The 13,498-nt window shown below is 43.7% G+C and carries 14 protein-coding genes; 5 read left to right on the forward strand and 9 right to left on the reverse strand.

Going from position 1 to position 13,498, the window contains the following annotated elements; genetic code table 11:
• Positions 1-318: 318 nt before the first annotated feature.
• Both VF412_RS04235 and VF412_RS04240 read left to right on the forward strand, forming a co-directional pair.
• Positions 319-1,554 (forward strand): DEAD/DEAH box helicase, encoded by a 1,236-nt coding sequence (locus VF412_RS04235; RefSeq protein ID WP_331337964.1) that lies wholly within the window; start codon positions 319-321, stop codon positions 1,552-1,554.
• 48 nt (positions 1,555-1,602) lie between these two features.
• Positions 1,603-2,346: a type 1 glutamine amidotransferase domain-containing protein gene (locus tag VF412_RS04240; protein WP_331337965.1), complete on the forward strand. Its 744-nt coding sequence runs from the start codon at positions 1,603-1,605 to the stop codon at positions 2,344-2,346.
• A 17-nt stretch (positions 2,347-2,363) separates the two neighbouring features.
• Here the strand turns inward: VF412_RS04240 and mnmH are convergent, their stop codons facing one another.
• From mnmH to VF412_RS04270, 6 genes are all read right to left on the reverse strand, one after another.
• The gene (mnmH, locus tag VF412_RS04245) at positions 2,364-3,443 is read right to left on the reverse strand and encodes a tRNA 2-selenouridine(34) synthase MnmH (RefSeq protein WP_331337966.1); all 1,080 of its coding nucleotides are present in this window, start codon (positions 3,441-3,443) and stop codon (positions 2,364-2,366) included.
• Entirely contained in the window at positions 3,443-4,492 is a 1,050-nt protein-coding gene (gene selD / locus VF412_RS04250; protein WP_331337967.1) for a selenide, water dikinase SelD, read from the reverse strand. Before selD ends, mnmH begins: the two co-directional genes overlap by 1 nt.
• 113 nt (positions 4,493-4,605) lie before the next feature.
• Entirely contained in the window at positions 4,606-5,460 is an 855-nt protein-coding gene (locus VF412_RS04255) for a class I SAM-dependent methyltransferase (protein WP_331337968.1), read from the reverse strand.
• A gap of 9 nt (positions 5,461-5,469) precedes the next feature.
• Positions 5,470-6,384 carry a response regulator gene (locus VF412_RS04260; protein WP_331337969.1) on the reverse strand — a complete coding sequence of 305 codons (915 nt, stop codon included), beginning with the start codon at positions 6,382-6,384 and terminating at the stop codon, positions 5,470-5,472.
• Between the two features lie 92 nt (positions 6,385-6,476).
• A complete protein-coding gene (locus VF412_RS04265) occupies positions 6,477-6,797 on the reverse strand; it encodes a hypothetical protein (RefSeq protein WP_331337970.1) in 321 nt (106 codons plus the stop codon).
• A gap of 155 nt (positions 6,798-6,952) precedes the next feature.
• Positions 6,953-8,242 (reverse strand): DEAD/DEAH box helicase, encoded by a 1,290-nt coding sequence (locus VF412_RS04270; RefSeq protein ID WP_331337971.1) that lies wholly within the window; start codon positions 8,240-8,242, stop codon positions 6,953-6,955.
• Between the two features lie 150 nt (positions 8,243-8,392).
• Between VF412_RS04270 and VF412_RS04275 the strand changes: the two genes are divergently transcribed.
• Positions 8,393-9,931 carry an MFS transporter gene (locus tag VF412_RS04275; protein ID WP_331337972.1) on the forward strand — a complete coding sequence of 513 codons (1,539 nt, stop codon included), beginning with the start codon at positions 8,393-8,395 and terminating at the stop codon, positions 9,929-9,931.
• Here the strand turns inward: VF412_RS04275 and VF412_RS04280 are convergent.
• The 3 genes from VF412_RS04280 to VF412_RS04290 form a co-directional block, all read right to left on the reverse strand.
• The gene (locus VF412_RS04280) at positions 9,928-10,344 is read right to left on the reverse strand and encodes a hypothetical protein (RefSeq protein WP_331337973.1); all 417 of its coding nucleotides are present in this window, start codon (positions 10,342-10,344) and stop codon (positions 9,928-9,930) included. The genes VF412_RS04275 and VF412_RS04280 overlap by 4 nt on opposite strands.
• Positions 10,334-11,251, reverse strand: a complete 918-nt coding sequence (locus VF412_RS04285; RefSeq protein ID WP_331337974.1) for a hypothetical protein — start codon at positions 11,249-11,251, stop codon at positions 10,334-10,336. The genes VF412_RS04280 and VF412_RS04285 overlap by 11 nt, the downstream gene beginning before the upstream one ends.
• Positions 11,252-11,395: 144 nt before the next feature.
• Positions 11,396-11,986, reverse strand: coding sequence for a dihydrofolate reductase family protein (locus VF412_RS04290; protein WP_331337975.1), 591 nt, complete (start codon positions 11,984-11,986; stop codon positions 11,396-11,398).
• A gap of 191 nt (positions 11,987-12,177) precedes the next feature.
• Between VF412_RS04290 and VF412_RS04295 the strand changes: the two genes are divergently transcribed.
• Both VF412_RS04295 and VF412_RS04300 read left to right on the forward strand, forming a co-directional pair.
• Positions 12,178-12,927, forward strand: coding sequence for an AAA family ATPase (locus tag VF412_RS04295; RefSeq protein WP_331337976.1), 750 nt, complete (start codon positions 12,178-12,180; stop codon positions 12,925-12,927).
• Positions 12,924-13,418, forward strand: a complete 495-nt coding sequence (locus tag VF412_RS04300; RefSeq protein WP_331337977.1) for a hypothetical protein — start codon at positions 12,924-12,926, stop codon at positions 13,416-13,418. Before VF412_RS04295 ends, VF412_RS04300 begins: the two co-directional genes overlap by 4 nt.
• Positions 13,419-13,498 lie beyond the last annotated feature (80 nt).

Here is a 13,498-nt window from a genome sequence, read left to right on the forward strand (position 1 = left end):
TAATGAGCCTCTGGCCTAGCAAAAGGCCTCAAGAAAGTCGGCGATGAATGAATCGCCGACGCTCCTGAAGGCTCGGTGAAAGTGAAATTCACAGAGTGGAATAAATTCGGAGTTGCCTCGACCTCGGATTCATAACAATGTAAATCCTATTAAGATTTCTCTGAAAGACCTCAAGAACTACCTAGTTTATAGGCCTAGGAGCCATTAAATCGCATTTCACGGGCGGGATCTAAAAAGACCAAATTTCTGGTTCAATCAGAGGCCCTGCCATGGTAAATCCTGTCATCCAAAATTGCTGTTTCCATTGTGAGGTTTCCCTTGAAATTCGAAAAGTTCCACCTGTCTGAAGATTTGCTTCGTAACCTCAATGATAACGGTCTTTTTAGAACTACGGACATCCAGTACAAAGCTATTCCATCCATCTTAAAGGGTGAGGATGTTTTAGCCATCGCTCAAACGGGCACTGGAAAAACCGCCGCTTTTGCTATTCCTATCATCAACATGATCCACAGTGATAAAAGCAGCAAACGTTCGACGGGTATTCGTTGTTTGGTCCTTGTTCCAACTCGTGAACTTGCCCAACAAATCGGCGAGGTCTTTAATCGTTTTGCAAAGCACACAAAAGCAAAAGCCTTTGCGTTGTTCGGTGGGGTTGAGCAAGATGCGCAGATTCGCAAGCTTCAAGATGGTATCGATATCTTGATTTCGACCCCGGGTCGCATGTTTGATTTGATCAGCCAGGGTTTCGTAAACATCAGTCAAATTGAAACTTTGGTTTTGGATGAGGCCGATCACATGTTAGATCTCGGTTTTATCGAAGACATTGAATCAGTAAAACGTAAACTGACTCGCCGTCATCAAACATTGTTTTTCTCGGCAACAATCAATCCTGAAATCAAAAAATTGGCGTTTTCACAAGTGCGTAGTAATGCCATTCGTATCCAAATCTCTCCGGAAGATCCTGTTTCTAAAAACATCAGCCACTTTGTGATGTTTGTTGAGATGGATGATAAGCGCTTCTTCTTGGCTGAATATCTTCGTCAACATCCTGAAGGAAAATTCATTATCTTCGTTCGTACCCGTGTTCGCGCAGAACGTGTTGCGAAAGCTATGGCTCGTGCTGAAATCGAAACACTGACTATTCATGGCGAGAAAGATCAATTGGATCGCGCGGATGTGATGAAAGCTTTCCGCGATGGCAAATGCAAAGTCATGATTGCGACTGACGTCAGTGCTCGCGGTGTCGACATTCCAGATGTAACTCACGTGATTAACTATGACCTTCCAGAAAAGCCGGAAAACTATGTTCACCGCATCGGTCGTACAGGTCGCGGATTCAACAAGGGCATTGCTGTTTCATTCTGTGCAACGGAAGAGAAACCACTGTTGGAAGATATCGAAGCACTCTTAACGAAAAAAATTGAAGTGATAAAAGTGAGCAAGCAGGATTATCAAATCATTGCAAACCAACCTGAAGAAGGCTTGGACTTGGAAGATTTGATTGCTAGTGCTGAAGAATTCGAAAAATCTAAACGACGTAAAAAGAAGAAATAGTCCTTTCACGACTTGCATACCTCGAGGCCGCCGGGAATACTTTGAGGTATGCAAAAGACGATTCTAATCCCACTTCCTTCTCAAGATTTTGATCCGACTGAATGTGCGATTCCGTGGAAGATCTTAACCGATCATGGGGTGCTAGTCCGTTTTGCTACCCCAGATGGAAAGATCGCTTCTTGTGATCAGCGCATGCTTCATGGAACCGATCTTGGAATTTTCAAGGTCCTTTTGGCGGCAGATCGCAATGCTTTTCGCGCCTACACTCTGCTAGAGAAACATCATGAGTTTCAAAACCCATTAAAGTGGTCTGAAGTTAAGATGGATGATTTCGATGGTTTGATTTTACCGGGTGGACATGCTCAGGGGATGAGGCCTTATCTTGAATCCAAGGATTTGCAAAATCTGACAGCAGCCTTCTTTAGCAAGGATAAGCCAGTGGGGGCAATTTGCCACGGCGTTGTTTTAGTTGTGCGCAGCCAATTGAATGGTGCAAGCGTACTAAAGAATCGCAGAACGACCTCACTATTAGCACGTCAAGAGCTCTTAGCATGGAGAATGACTCGTCTGTGGTTGGGTGATTATTATCGCACTTACCCGCAGACAGTCGAAGCGGAAGTTCGGGCAAACCTAGCGTCCCCGGCACAGTTTATTTCGGGACCAATTGCTATCTCTCGCGATAGTGAAGAGAATTTAAAATCAGGCTTCTGCGTGCGCGACGGAAATTATCTATCTGCGCGATGGCCAGGTGATGCCCATACATTTGCATATGAATTTTTAAAAATGCTATAGAAATCCACGGACTTGATTTAACCAATAACACTTAAAATGTGATTGCGGTCACCGCGCGCTAAAATTTCTGGATTTCTTTTATCTAACGAAGACTGATAAAGAGGATCATAGTACCAAAGGATCAATTTCTCGATCCACACACGAGAAAGTGAATGGTCGCGATGATCTGCAAAGGCTTTGCGAGCAGCTTCGAGATCTTCAGAAATTTCTGCGTAACGAAGGCCCCCCAATTTATTCCTAATTTTTCCTAATGAATAAGAAAGATCTGCAAATAAATTTACGTCTTCAGAACGTATAATGACATACTCCTGTAGGATATTTTCAATACGCTTTTCAATGGGCTCATCCAAAAATAAAACAGGCGATTGACGGAGTAGCTCGAAAAAAGAATCCGGTTGTACGCAGCGACCAATCAAGCGGCTTTCATCTTCGACAAGGATAGGTTTTGTTGCGAATAGCTGTTTCTGCCGGCCCCACTCTAGAGTCAAATTGTTTTCGAAATCAATTTGTGAAGGCTGACGATTTTTATAGGCGCCAAAAGTAGAACCGCGATGTTGCGCCAGAAACTCTAGATTCAAAGTAGGATGCCCTTGAATATCTTGAAGTAACTGAGTTTTTCCTGAACCCGTTTTTCCGGTCAAAACAAGCATCTTTTCAGTGCGAGAAAAAGACTCTAGCTGATCTAAAAATAGCTGGCGCATTTTTTTATAACCGCCTGCTATGCGAGGGATATAGATGCCTTTTTCCGCAAGCCACGTCTGTGTGATTTGTGAACGCATTCCGCCACGGAAACATGTAACGAATGTGTGCTCAGGGTCTTTTTTAAACTCTTGCACCCAGGCCTGCACACGCGATTCCTTAACTTCACCTTGAATAAGACGATGTCCTAAAGCGACTGCCTCGGCAGAACCTTGCTGCTTGTATGTCGTTCCAACTAAAGTACGTTCTTCATCATTCAAAATTGGATGATTTACCGAGGAGGGAATCCTACCTGCACTAAATTCGACAGGAGCCCGCACGTCAATAAGATGGACTTTATCTTGTAAAAGACGAAGCCATACTTCTTCAGGAGTGATGAGCAAGCTTGTTGGATTCATTAACCAAGCACTTCCACAGCAACATCACCTTTGGCTTCAACATGACCGACCAGGGCAGCCTTCTTAAAGCGTGATCTGAGCTTCTCAAGAATTTGCCCAGACATTTCCGGAGAGATGCTGAGCATAAGACCACCGCTAGTTTGTGGATCGCAAAGAACATATTTCTGAGTGTCCGTAAGGTCGAATAAGCGGCACTGATCCTTGGTGTATTGTGCGTTTGTGCCGTGGGCCTTTGTCAGAAAACCTTTTTCAAGGCATTGAAGTGTCTGTTCAAAGAGCGGCAAATTTTTAAAATTAAAGACAAACTTCTTCTGACTTGCTTGGCTCATTTGTTGGCTATGACCTAGAAGCCCAAACCCGGTAATATCAGTCGCCGTATGGATGGCACTTTCTTCGTCTTCAGAAAGTAAATCAAGAATTTGATTTAAAGCCATCATACTCTCTAACGGTTCTTGCAAGTCGGCTTCAGTAAACTCTTGGCGCTTCAAGGCTGCCATGCAAGTTCCTGTGCCTAAAGCCTTAGTTAAAATAAGGTGATCGCCCTCTTTAGCCTTTGCATTAGACCAGACTCTTTGTGGATTTACGAAACCCGTAACCGACAGACCGAATTTTAATGTGTCGTCATCGATAGAATGTCCACCGACGAAATTAACTCCTGCTTGAGTCATGATATCGCTAGCGCCTTGCAAAACTTCTACGGCAACTTGATTTTCCATTGTTGCAAGTGGGAAGGCCAAAATAGCCATCGCTGTTTTTGGTGTCCCGCCCATGGCATAAACATCTGACAAAGAATTGGCTGCGGCAACAGCACCAAATATGCGGGGAGAGTCTACAATCGGAGTAAAGAAATCTAAAGTTTGCACAAGTGCTATGTCATCAGTGACTTTGTAGATAGCGGCATCATCAAAAAGACCACCATCAACTAGAACTGCAGAATCTTGAGGAGGAAACTGAACACGACTCAGAATAGCTCGTAATTCGTGGGCAGCGACCTTGGCAGCGCATCCGCCCTTTTTAACCGTTTGGGTGAGATGAATAGGTTGTGACATTGAGACCTCAGTAAAGAAACTCTATCACTTCACTGAGTGTAAGCAAACTTTAGAATGGCAATCTTAGGACCGTCAGAAACATTTTACAGCTTCTGCGGTGTTTAGGATTTCCATCAAGTTGAAGCAACTAGAATTTCTTCGCCGCTGCCTGGAACAAGACCGTCGGATCTGCCAGCGAAATATTTTTTAATAAGATCTTCTCTCGAGATGTACTTCGCGTCTTTGAACCCAGCCTCTTTAGCTAATGCCACGATTTCTTCGGGACGGAAAAAACTGATAATAGGTGTTCCTGCGGCTTTAGCTTTTTCATAGACCATTTCGTGTCCTGGGCGTTCCGCGGGGTCAATAAGATCCAACGGCAACAGGAATGATAACGCCAATGTCGAGCCCGGCGCTAGAGTCGCAATTTCGCGAAGACTTGCAAGATTGGCTTCTCTTGTTAAATACATGGCAACCCCGGTAGAGGAGATCACTGCCGGCTTTTTTGCGTCAAATCCATTTGCCTTTAGCTTTTGAATCCAAGATTCACCAGCTTCGAAATCTACGGGCACAAAGTGAAGATAATTTGGGATGCCGAAACCCGTTTCCTGAAGACGTTGACGTTTCCAACTTTGTGTTTCCGCCTTGTCGATTTCAAAAACCTGAACGTTTGAAGCCATGGTGGGTCTTCTTTGTGCAAAGCTATCAAGTCCTGCACCAAGGATAACGTATTGGTTGACTCCATGCTGTGACTGTTCGATCACCAGATCTTCAATAAAGCGAGCGCGCGCGATGATAGCTCCGCGGTATCCGCGAGTTCCCTGAGGGTGCATGTCTGGACGTTGCTTCCAATTTTCATCAGGCGCAACAAGCTTAAGACCAACTTCGTCTTCAAGAACTGAAGGCTTGGCATCCAATTGCGCGTGCATCGCACGCCAAAGAGCAACTCGAACGGCTGTGTGATCCGGAATCGTATTCTTCGTATTCATAACTACAGATTATGCAGCTTTCTTATGGGTATTGATATGCTTTTCTAAAAGTGCAAGACCCGCTGGTGACAAGTGCTGACGAAGTTCGTTGATGACGTCCCACGGAAGCAAAACACCATCGTCAGATTTGTTGGAATTTTGATTTGCGAACCAACCAGCTTCAAGACCTGTTAGATAGTTTTTCAAGTTCTTGTCGGCCTCGCTTGAAATAAATGGATGGGGTTTTCCATTTTCGATTTCCGCTAAAGACAAATTGAGAAACAAGTGAAACTCTTGAATCAATCCACTTAACGGTGTGGGTAATTCTATCTCTTTCTTTATTGTAGCCTGAATAACATTCTCGATTTGTTGGCAGTACTCTGCAAGCAGGGGCCACTTCGCAGCCGTCGCCTTGCTTTTCAAATCTTGTAGAAGCTGAGAGCAGATTGTCAGATCTTGTAATCCTTTGAGCGGTAAAATTTGACTGATGTTACTTAAAAGACTCTTGGCCTCTGTGATAAAGAAATCTTCTTTTGAAGTGTGTGCATCTTCGATGAAGGACATTCGTTTTTGCAAGTAGGCATGAACTTCGGGCCCAGTGATAGGCTTTTTCAGAATCCCCGCAGCACCATAAGTTACAACGCTGATGAGATTTGAGCTGTCGTACTCTGAGGTCAAGAAGAAAACAGGTAAGTGATGATAAGTCGGATGAGCTTTCAAGGCACGCAACAAATCGAATCCACTTTTTCCGCTCATTAACCAATCGGTAAGAATAAGGTCGAACTGCTTTCCTGAGGAAGTAAGCAAATTCAGAGTTTCGTCGACAGAGCTTGCCTGAGTCACTTCGTAGTGGTCTTTAAATGCCTCGAGGCCACGATGAATCGTCTTGCGAAAAATCGCAGAGTCATCGACATGCAATAACTGGAGAGGTTTTTTTAGGCCCACTAAGGAAGCTCCCGTTGTTGAACAAACATTCTTAACAACTTATCGAGCATTGCCTCAGAAAACTAAAGCGGCCGGTCTTAAGTCGAGTAAAGCTACTGCGAATTGCCTCCATGGAATTGTCCGAAATGGCGAGCAGCGAAAAGAGATATTAAAAGTCCTCCGAAGATGAAGATACCAACATCCAAGAACGAGTGAAGATCGAAATTTCCAATATGTGCTATAAGAAAATATCCGACGCATACATTGAACCAACCCCAAAGTACATTCACTGTTGATGATGAAAGTCCTTTTCCGGAAGGTTTGGCAAAAGGACTTTGAAATGGTCTTCCCGCCAAGCCACAGACAAGATGTGGAACTGAGTTTGTCAGAAAAATTCCTCCGAAGAAATAGGACACATAATGTAGCCACGGCATTGAAGCCTCCTCTTGAATTCGTCTTTTACAAAAAATGATGAACTAAACTTGATGGTTTGGCCATCAAGTTTAGAGACGGAATATAAAAAGAGACAGTATTATCGAAGTAACTTAGTTTGCGTAAGGTTCGTAGATCCTGAGCATGAACGTAAATCTTACTTCTTAGGATTGTAGGGCTTTGGTTTAAATTTAGGCTTCGAACTTTTTCTTTTGGATTGTTCGGGTTTTTCTGTTTTTTTTGTCTTTGCCTTAACCGGTTTTGGCTTGCGCAGCTCTTCGGGAGCGTGCAAACGCTTGCCGTCTTTGTCTTTAAAACGCGACTTTAATTCCTTAACACTTTGACCTTTACCTTCGAGTTTCGCAATCAGTGGCAAGTCACGCTCGGTGACTAAGTTAACAACCAAACCCTCTTTTCCTGCGCGAGCAGTACGGCCTACACGGTGAAGGTAGTTCGACATATCTTGAGGCAAATGGAAATTAATAACTCGCCCGACGTTTGCTAAATCCAAACCACGAGCTGCAAGGTCTGTAGAAATCAATAAATCCACTTCACCTTTACGGAATTTATTCAGGTTTGTGCGACGGTGATTTTTATCCATTTCGCCGCGGTAAACAACGCAGGAAAAACCCTTCTTTTCAATTTCATCAGCAAGCTTGTCACACTGTTCACGCGTATTCGTGAAAACAATGGTACCACCTTCGGGCTTTTGTTTAATTAACTTTTCAAAAATCGGCCAGCGAAGACCATCGATCACAGTTTCATTTTTCGTCGTCAAAGTTTTTACAACTTTGCCTGCACCACTTGAACGAACCACTTCCGCTTTTGTGAAGAGGGAGTTCATAAGCTCTTGCACGGGCTGAGAGACCGTCGCAGAGAAAAGCGCCAAGGGGGTATCTTCAGGGCATGCATTGACGATTTCTTGTGATTCCCGCAGGAACCCATCATCAAGCATCTGATCGGCTTCGTCGAAGACGATAAAGCGTACGTCAGAAAAACTAATCAGGTCTTTATCCATGAGTTGAAGAAGTCTGCCAGGAGTCGCTAATAATATTTCGAACTCACCTTGAATGCTTCTGCGACTTTGCTCGAATGTAGTGCCCCCTAAGACAGGGCGAACTCTTAAGCGAGTATCATGAGTATAATTTTTAAAGACCTTGGAAACCTGTTCGCCCAAGTCTCTTGAAGGGACAAGAACGATGGCGCGAGGTGTGCCACCTTCGCTTACGGGATTGCCTTCGTTTTCCAAAGTTTTAAGCAAATGCAAAATAGGAAGGGCGTAAGTTAATGTTTTTCCGCTGCCGGTTTCTGAAACCCCAACAACCGATTGGCCCGACATCATCATCGGAATCGCATTTTTCTGAATCTCAGTTGGAGTGTGAATTTTCAGAGCTTTGAGGGTTTTAATAAGAGATGGCAGCAGGCCGAAGTCAGGAAATGTATTCATGTCAGGGAACTTAACTGTAACCCATGAAAATTCGTAGTTAAATCTAGGTTCTTTGAGAAACTTTCATGGGTCTCAGATGCACGGTATTGCGCGAGGCGATAATGTGAAGATTTTTGTCCGAAATAAGCGGCGACGCTCTTAAACTAGGATATGACTAATTCAATGGAATCTTTGAATGCAACCAAGAAAGAGTGGATAGGCCTGTTAGTTCTGGCTTTACCATGCATGCTTTACTCGATGGACCTCATGGTTCTGAACCTTGCCATTCCACAGCTTAGTCTGGATTTGCACCCCAGCGCTTCGCAACTTTTATGGATCGTCGATATTTACGGATTTTTTCTAGCAGGTTCACTGATCACGATGGGAACCTTAGGTGATCTCATTGGACGAAGAAAAATTCTTCTTGTTGGCAGCAGTATTTTCGCTGTTGCTTCTGCCATCGCGGCGTTTTCCAGAAGTGCAGAGATGCTGATCGTTATGCGTGCGATTCAAGGAATTGCTGGTGCAACGCTGGCTCCATCGACGTTATCGTTGATTCGTGTGCTTTTTAAAAACCCAAAGCAACGGGCGCAAGCTGTTGGTTTATGGGGAACTAGTTTTTCTTTGGGTGGATTAATTGGTCCCTTGGTAGGCGGAGCATTGATTGAACATTTTTGGTGGGGATCTGTTTTTCTTATCAACGTCCCAATACTGATTCTTCTGCTAATCATTGCGCCGAAGCTATTGCCAGAGTTCAAGGACGAGAACGGGGGAAAGTTAGATCTGCTCAGTGCTGCTGTATCTTTGGTATCCATCTTATTAATTGTTTTCGCTTTGAAAAAATTCGCAGAGGTCGGTTTTCAAGCGGTGGCCGTTATCAGCGCAATTGTCGGTCTTGCTTTAGGCGGGTTTTTTATTCGTCGACAGGAGCAGCTAGAGCACCCACTTATTGACGTGAATTTGTTTAAAGGTTTCACATTCAACGCATTGATTTTAACGAACTCGCTAACGATGTCAGTTTTCTTCGGAACATTTCTGTTTCAAACTCAGTACATCCAGTTAGTCATGGGATTTTCGCCATTGCTTGCCGGTATGTGGTCTTTGCCATCGACAGTTGCAATGATTATCAGTTCTTCGCTATCACCGCAGTTAGCAAAGAAAATCAAACCTGCCTTTATAATGGGATTTGGTCTGTTTTTAGGAGCCATCGGATTTATCATTATTTCTCGCGTGAATGGCGCGCAAGATTTAGGCTGGTTGATTCTGGGATCGGTTTTCCAATCGCTTGGCACACCTCCGGTCTTGCTATTCACTACAAACATGCTTGTGAATAGTGCTCCTCCGGAAAAGGCAGGGGCAGCGGCCGCAATTTCGGAAACAGGAAATGAAATGGGCGGTGCTCTTGGAATCGCTATCTTGGGAAGTGTAGGAACATTTATTTATCGACAACAAATGTCTCAGATAATTTTAGGGAACATAAACCCTGGGATTAAAAAAGTGGCTTCCACGACTTTAGAAAATGCCATTGAGATTGCCAAGTCAGCGGGTTCAGCGAGTGAAAGCTTAATAAGCCAGTCCAAAGGTGCTTACACAATGGCATTCAGTTCGGTGATGCTTATTGGATCTGCGGTACTGGCAATGCTTTCGGTTTTGGTGATTGCCAAACTTCATCATGTTAAACTTGAAGACGAGCATGGGGATCATTCTTAATCTTTATAGGTATTTTCCAATAAAGATCCCACATCGATGAATGATCCGTCAGAGAATAGGCAGCGATCTAACTTCACCCATTTCTTGTCTGAAACGGTAAATTCGATAATCTGCCCTTCGCCCTTTAGATCAGTGCACAAGTGAAAACCCGGTGTTCCCACCGCAGTCATGCGCAGATTTTTACGTTCTAAAGTTTCCTTTGATCTTAAGGCTTCACACTCGGTATTCCTTGTGCAGTTTTGTGAAAGCAACTCGCTACCTGCCGTATTGGTACAGTAAGTGGCCCTTTCGATTTCGGTTTTTCCTAAAGTCACAGTCTTGATTTGACCCTCAAGACAAGAAGTCGGAGCTTGCCAAGCAAAGGCCGATTGAGTCGTCAGAGCTAAAATCAACAAAAGAAATTTATTCCACATAAGTCATAGATCCCGTAAATTTTGCGATGGTATCCTTATCGACCCAAACGTACCCACCAGTATTATTGTCTTTATAAGGAGCCGCATATTTATAATTCTTGTCGCGACCACTCGAGCCTTTGACAAGATACTGACATTGACCGTCTTTAAAACGACGGCCCACAATAGTGGCCTGATGATCATAAATTTTCTTATCGGGATTGTAGTTCGGACCTAAGAAGAAAAATCCAGGGTCATGTTCGAAGCTGACGATATTTCCCTTATCCAACTGCGTGTCCAATATTGAAATATCCTGATTCTTGATTTTTTCTGTATGAAACTTCAAATCAGAGACTTGAATTCTGTGTTTGCAACTAGCTTTGGCTAGTTCGATGATGCGGCGATCTCCTCCATAGGCTTCTAGAATTCCCTTTATGTCTTTAGATAAGATGGTCGGGTAGGCCTTTGAGATCGCGGCGCAGGAAGCCGCATCTTCTTGTTTTCCTGGCAGAGCCATGACTTTGCGAAGATATTTCTGCAAATCATTATTATTATAATCGCTTGGCAATTCTTTTTCAGAGCAAACGGCTTTGCCAGAAACAGATTCTAACGCCTCGTCAATATTGCCACCGCTATCAATAATATTTTGAGTCTTTACGTGAGTGAATCTTTTGATAATGCTTGTGCGAATCATTTCGTGAAAATTCGCTGCAATATCGAAAGCCGAAACCCGCTGTTTCATTTTAAAAGATACTAGGTCGGCAGCAGAGTACGCATAGCACCAGCCTGTTCCGTCACGATTGATCGGAGCTTCAAGGCCTGGACTTTTGGATAAATCCGTCGTTGAACACGTCTGCGCATTATCTGCGGCCTGTGTTTGAATCGATAAAAAGCATCCCAAAAGAACAATGGAGATTCGAATTTTCATTCTTCTATTATCGCGAGAGCTTATGCAGACAGACAATCCTTCTCGAGGAAGTCGAAAAGTTTTGGTCTATCTGCTAGGAAATTTATTTCAATATAGAGGCTTAGTTATATTCAGTACTGATAACGGCATTTCTGTGGGAAAGATTTAAATTTCTTGGCTTGAAAGGGGACCAGCAACCTTATATGAGTTGATGATAATTCCTGACGGCAATGCTCTTGAGCTATCGAGGGCGAGGGTTTGCGCGGGGGTTCCCTCAGCAAAAAAGCGTTTTCCTGTTCCAAGCAAGACAGGATTGACCAAGAGAAGTACTTCATCAGCAAGTCCGTGTTGCAGCAGGGTCGAAGTCAGTGTCGAACTGCCAGAGACAACGAGGGTTGGTCCTGTCGAATCTTTCAGAGTGCGAACACCTTCAACGAGATTAGAATTGATGCTTTTAAACGGTCCCCACTGCAAACTTTCTGGCCTGTGTGTGACAACGTATTTTGTTGCCGCATTCAATCTGTCTGCCATCGGGCTTTGCGGTGCTTTTGGCCAAAAGCTTGACCACATATCATAGGTTTTACGACCTATGAGCACATCGAATTTTTCACCATATTCCGCGAGCACAATCGCCAATCCCGCAGGGCTGCGATAAGGACCACTCCAATCACCATGAGAAAAATCACCCTCTGTATCAGTGCCGGATTGTATGACGCCGTCTAGAGAAATATGTTCGATGATTTTCAGCTTTCTCATATGAAGTACTCCTTGGTGATTAAATTAAATTGTGCTTCGGTCATCGGACTCATTACAAGCCACCTGCTAATTCACGTGACATAAGAATTGCTCACCTAGACCTTCGTCTTGCCAAACCTCTTTAGGCTCTTCTCAATAGGTAAAACCTAGCCTAAAGTATGGAGCATCATTTACGACAGCGGAGGAAATCCATGGGCAGTGTTGTTTCATTTATCAATCAAAAGGGTGGCGTCGCAAAGACGACAACAGCTATCAACGTTTCAGCACAATGGGCGAAAGAAGGAAAGAAAATCCTTTTGGTTGATTTAGATCCCCAGTCTTCCGCAACACGCGCAATCTTTGGGGATACAGATTTTGAAAACACAGTTTATGACGTTTTGACTGGAGAGATCGAGGCCCAAGATGCCGTCGTTCCTTCAGAAGCATTCGGCATTGACGTGATTCCTGCGGAAATCATGTTGAGCGGCATCGAAATTCACATGGCCACTAAATTCGGCCGTGAAAGCATTTTGAAGCGAGCTTTGGCCGAAATCAAAGAAAACTATGACATCGTTGTGATCGACTGTTCACCGTCTTTGGGTTTACTCACTGTAAACGCCTTAATCGCGTCTAAAGATATCGTGATTCCAATCTGTCCAGAGTATTTCTCTTTAAAAGGTATCGATTTGATTCTTGATACTTTGAAACACATCCATACAGGGTTGGGTCACAAAGTTGAAGTGCGTGGAATCATTATTTCTAAATACCGCAACCGTCGCATCGTTGAAAAAGTAATCAACGATCTTCGAATGACATATACAATCCCTGTGTTTAACAACTACATTCCGGAATCTATCGTGGTTGAAGAAGCCCATCACAATCATTTGCCAATGTTAGAGTACTCTCCGAAAAACCCGGCGGGCCTTGCTTTGGCTAATTTAGCTGCGGAAATGTGGGCTTGAGTACCATCAATCCTCTTTTTGTAGATTCAACGAAGCCCGTTGGTGACAAAGTCGTCACCAACGTAGAGCTATTGAACGTAACCTTGCAACCAGGCGAATCTTTGTTCTTTGAGTTAACTGATGAATTTGGTTTTGTGCAGAGATTTGCAATGAAGATTGTCGAGACAAAGAAAACTGTGAAATATACAGCTGAGGTTTGGTTGAAATACCAGCATCAGATTCAATTTCGCTTTTTAATTGTTTCAGATGGTGTCGAAATGCAGACGTCTGCCATTCGTGAGATCTGCGTAGGTCATGTTATATCTGAAAAATGGGAACCATGTGCTGCAGGCGAAACCATAAAACCAAAGAAGCCAAAAAGATCCGCGCCAAAATCAGCGGCTTCTAAAGATAGAAATTCGCAACCAGTGATTAAAACCACTTCTGCAAAACCATTGGGTGAGCCGAATTTGCTTGTTCAAATTAAATCCTTGTTCGACGATTTACTTTAAGGAGAAAACTTATGGGCCAAGTTAAAGTCGCAGCGTTTTCGGTGTCCTTAGACGGATTTGGTGCAGGACCAGAGCAAAGT

Source organism: Bdellovibrio sp., from assembly GCF_036384735.1.
Lineage (GTDB): Bacteria > Bdellovibrionota > Bdellovibrionia > Bdellovibrionales > Bdellovibrionaceae > Bdellovibrio.

Coding starts and splice junctions, on each gene's coding strand:
- VF412_RS04240 (WP_331337965.1), top strand. CDS start 1,603: ATGCAAAAGACGATTCTAATCCCACTTCCTTCTCAAGATTTTGATCCG.
- mnmH (WP_331337966.1), bottom strand. CDS start 3,443: ATGAATCCAACAAGCTTGCTCATCACTCCTGAAGAAGTATGGCTTCGT.
- selD (WP_331337967.1), bottom strand. CDS start 4,492: ATGTCACAACCTATTCATCTCACCCAAACGGTTAAAAAGGGCGGATGC.
- VF412_RS04255 (WP_331337968.1), bottom strand. CDS start 5,460: ATGAATACGAAGAATACGATTCCGGATCACACAGCCGTTCGAGTTGCT.
- VF412_RS04265 (WP_331337970.1), bottom strand. CDS start 6,797: ATGCCGTGGCTACATTATGTGTCCTATTTCTTCGGAGGAATTTTTCTG.
- VF412_RS04270 (WP_331337971.1), bottom strand. CDS start 8,242: ATGAATACATTTCCTGACTTCGGCCTGCTGCCATCTCTTATTAAAACC.
- VF412_RS04275 (WP_331337972.1), top strand. CDS start 8,393: ATGACTAATTCAATGGAATCTTTGAATGCAACCAAGAAAGAGTGGATA.
- VF412_RS04280 (WP_331337973.1), bottom strand. CDS start 10,344: ATGTGGAATAAATTTCTTTTGTTGATTTTAGCTCTGACGACTCAATCG.
- VF412_RS04285 (WP_331337974.1), bottom strand. CDS start 11,251: ATGAAAATTCGAATCTCCATTGTTCTTTTGGGATGCTTTTTATCGATT.
- VF412_RS04290 (WP_331337975.1), bottom strand. CDS start 11,986: ATGAGAAAGCTGAAAATCATCGAACATATTTCTCTAGACGGCGTCATA.
- VF412_RS04295 (WP_331337976.1), top strand. CDS start 12,178: ATGGGCAGTGTTGTTTCATTTATCAATCAAAAGGGTGGCGTCGCAAAG.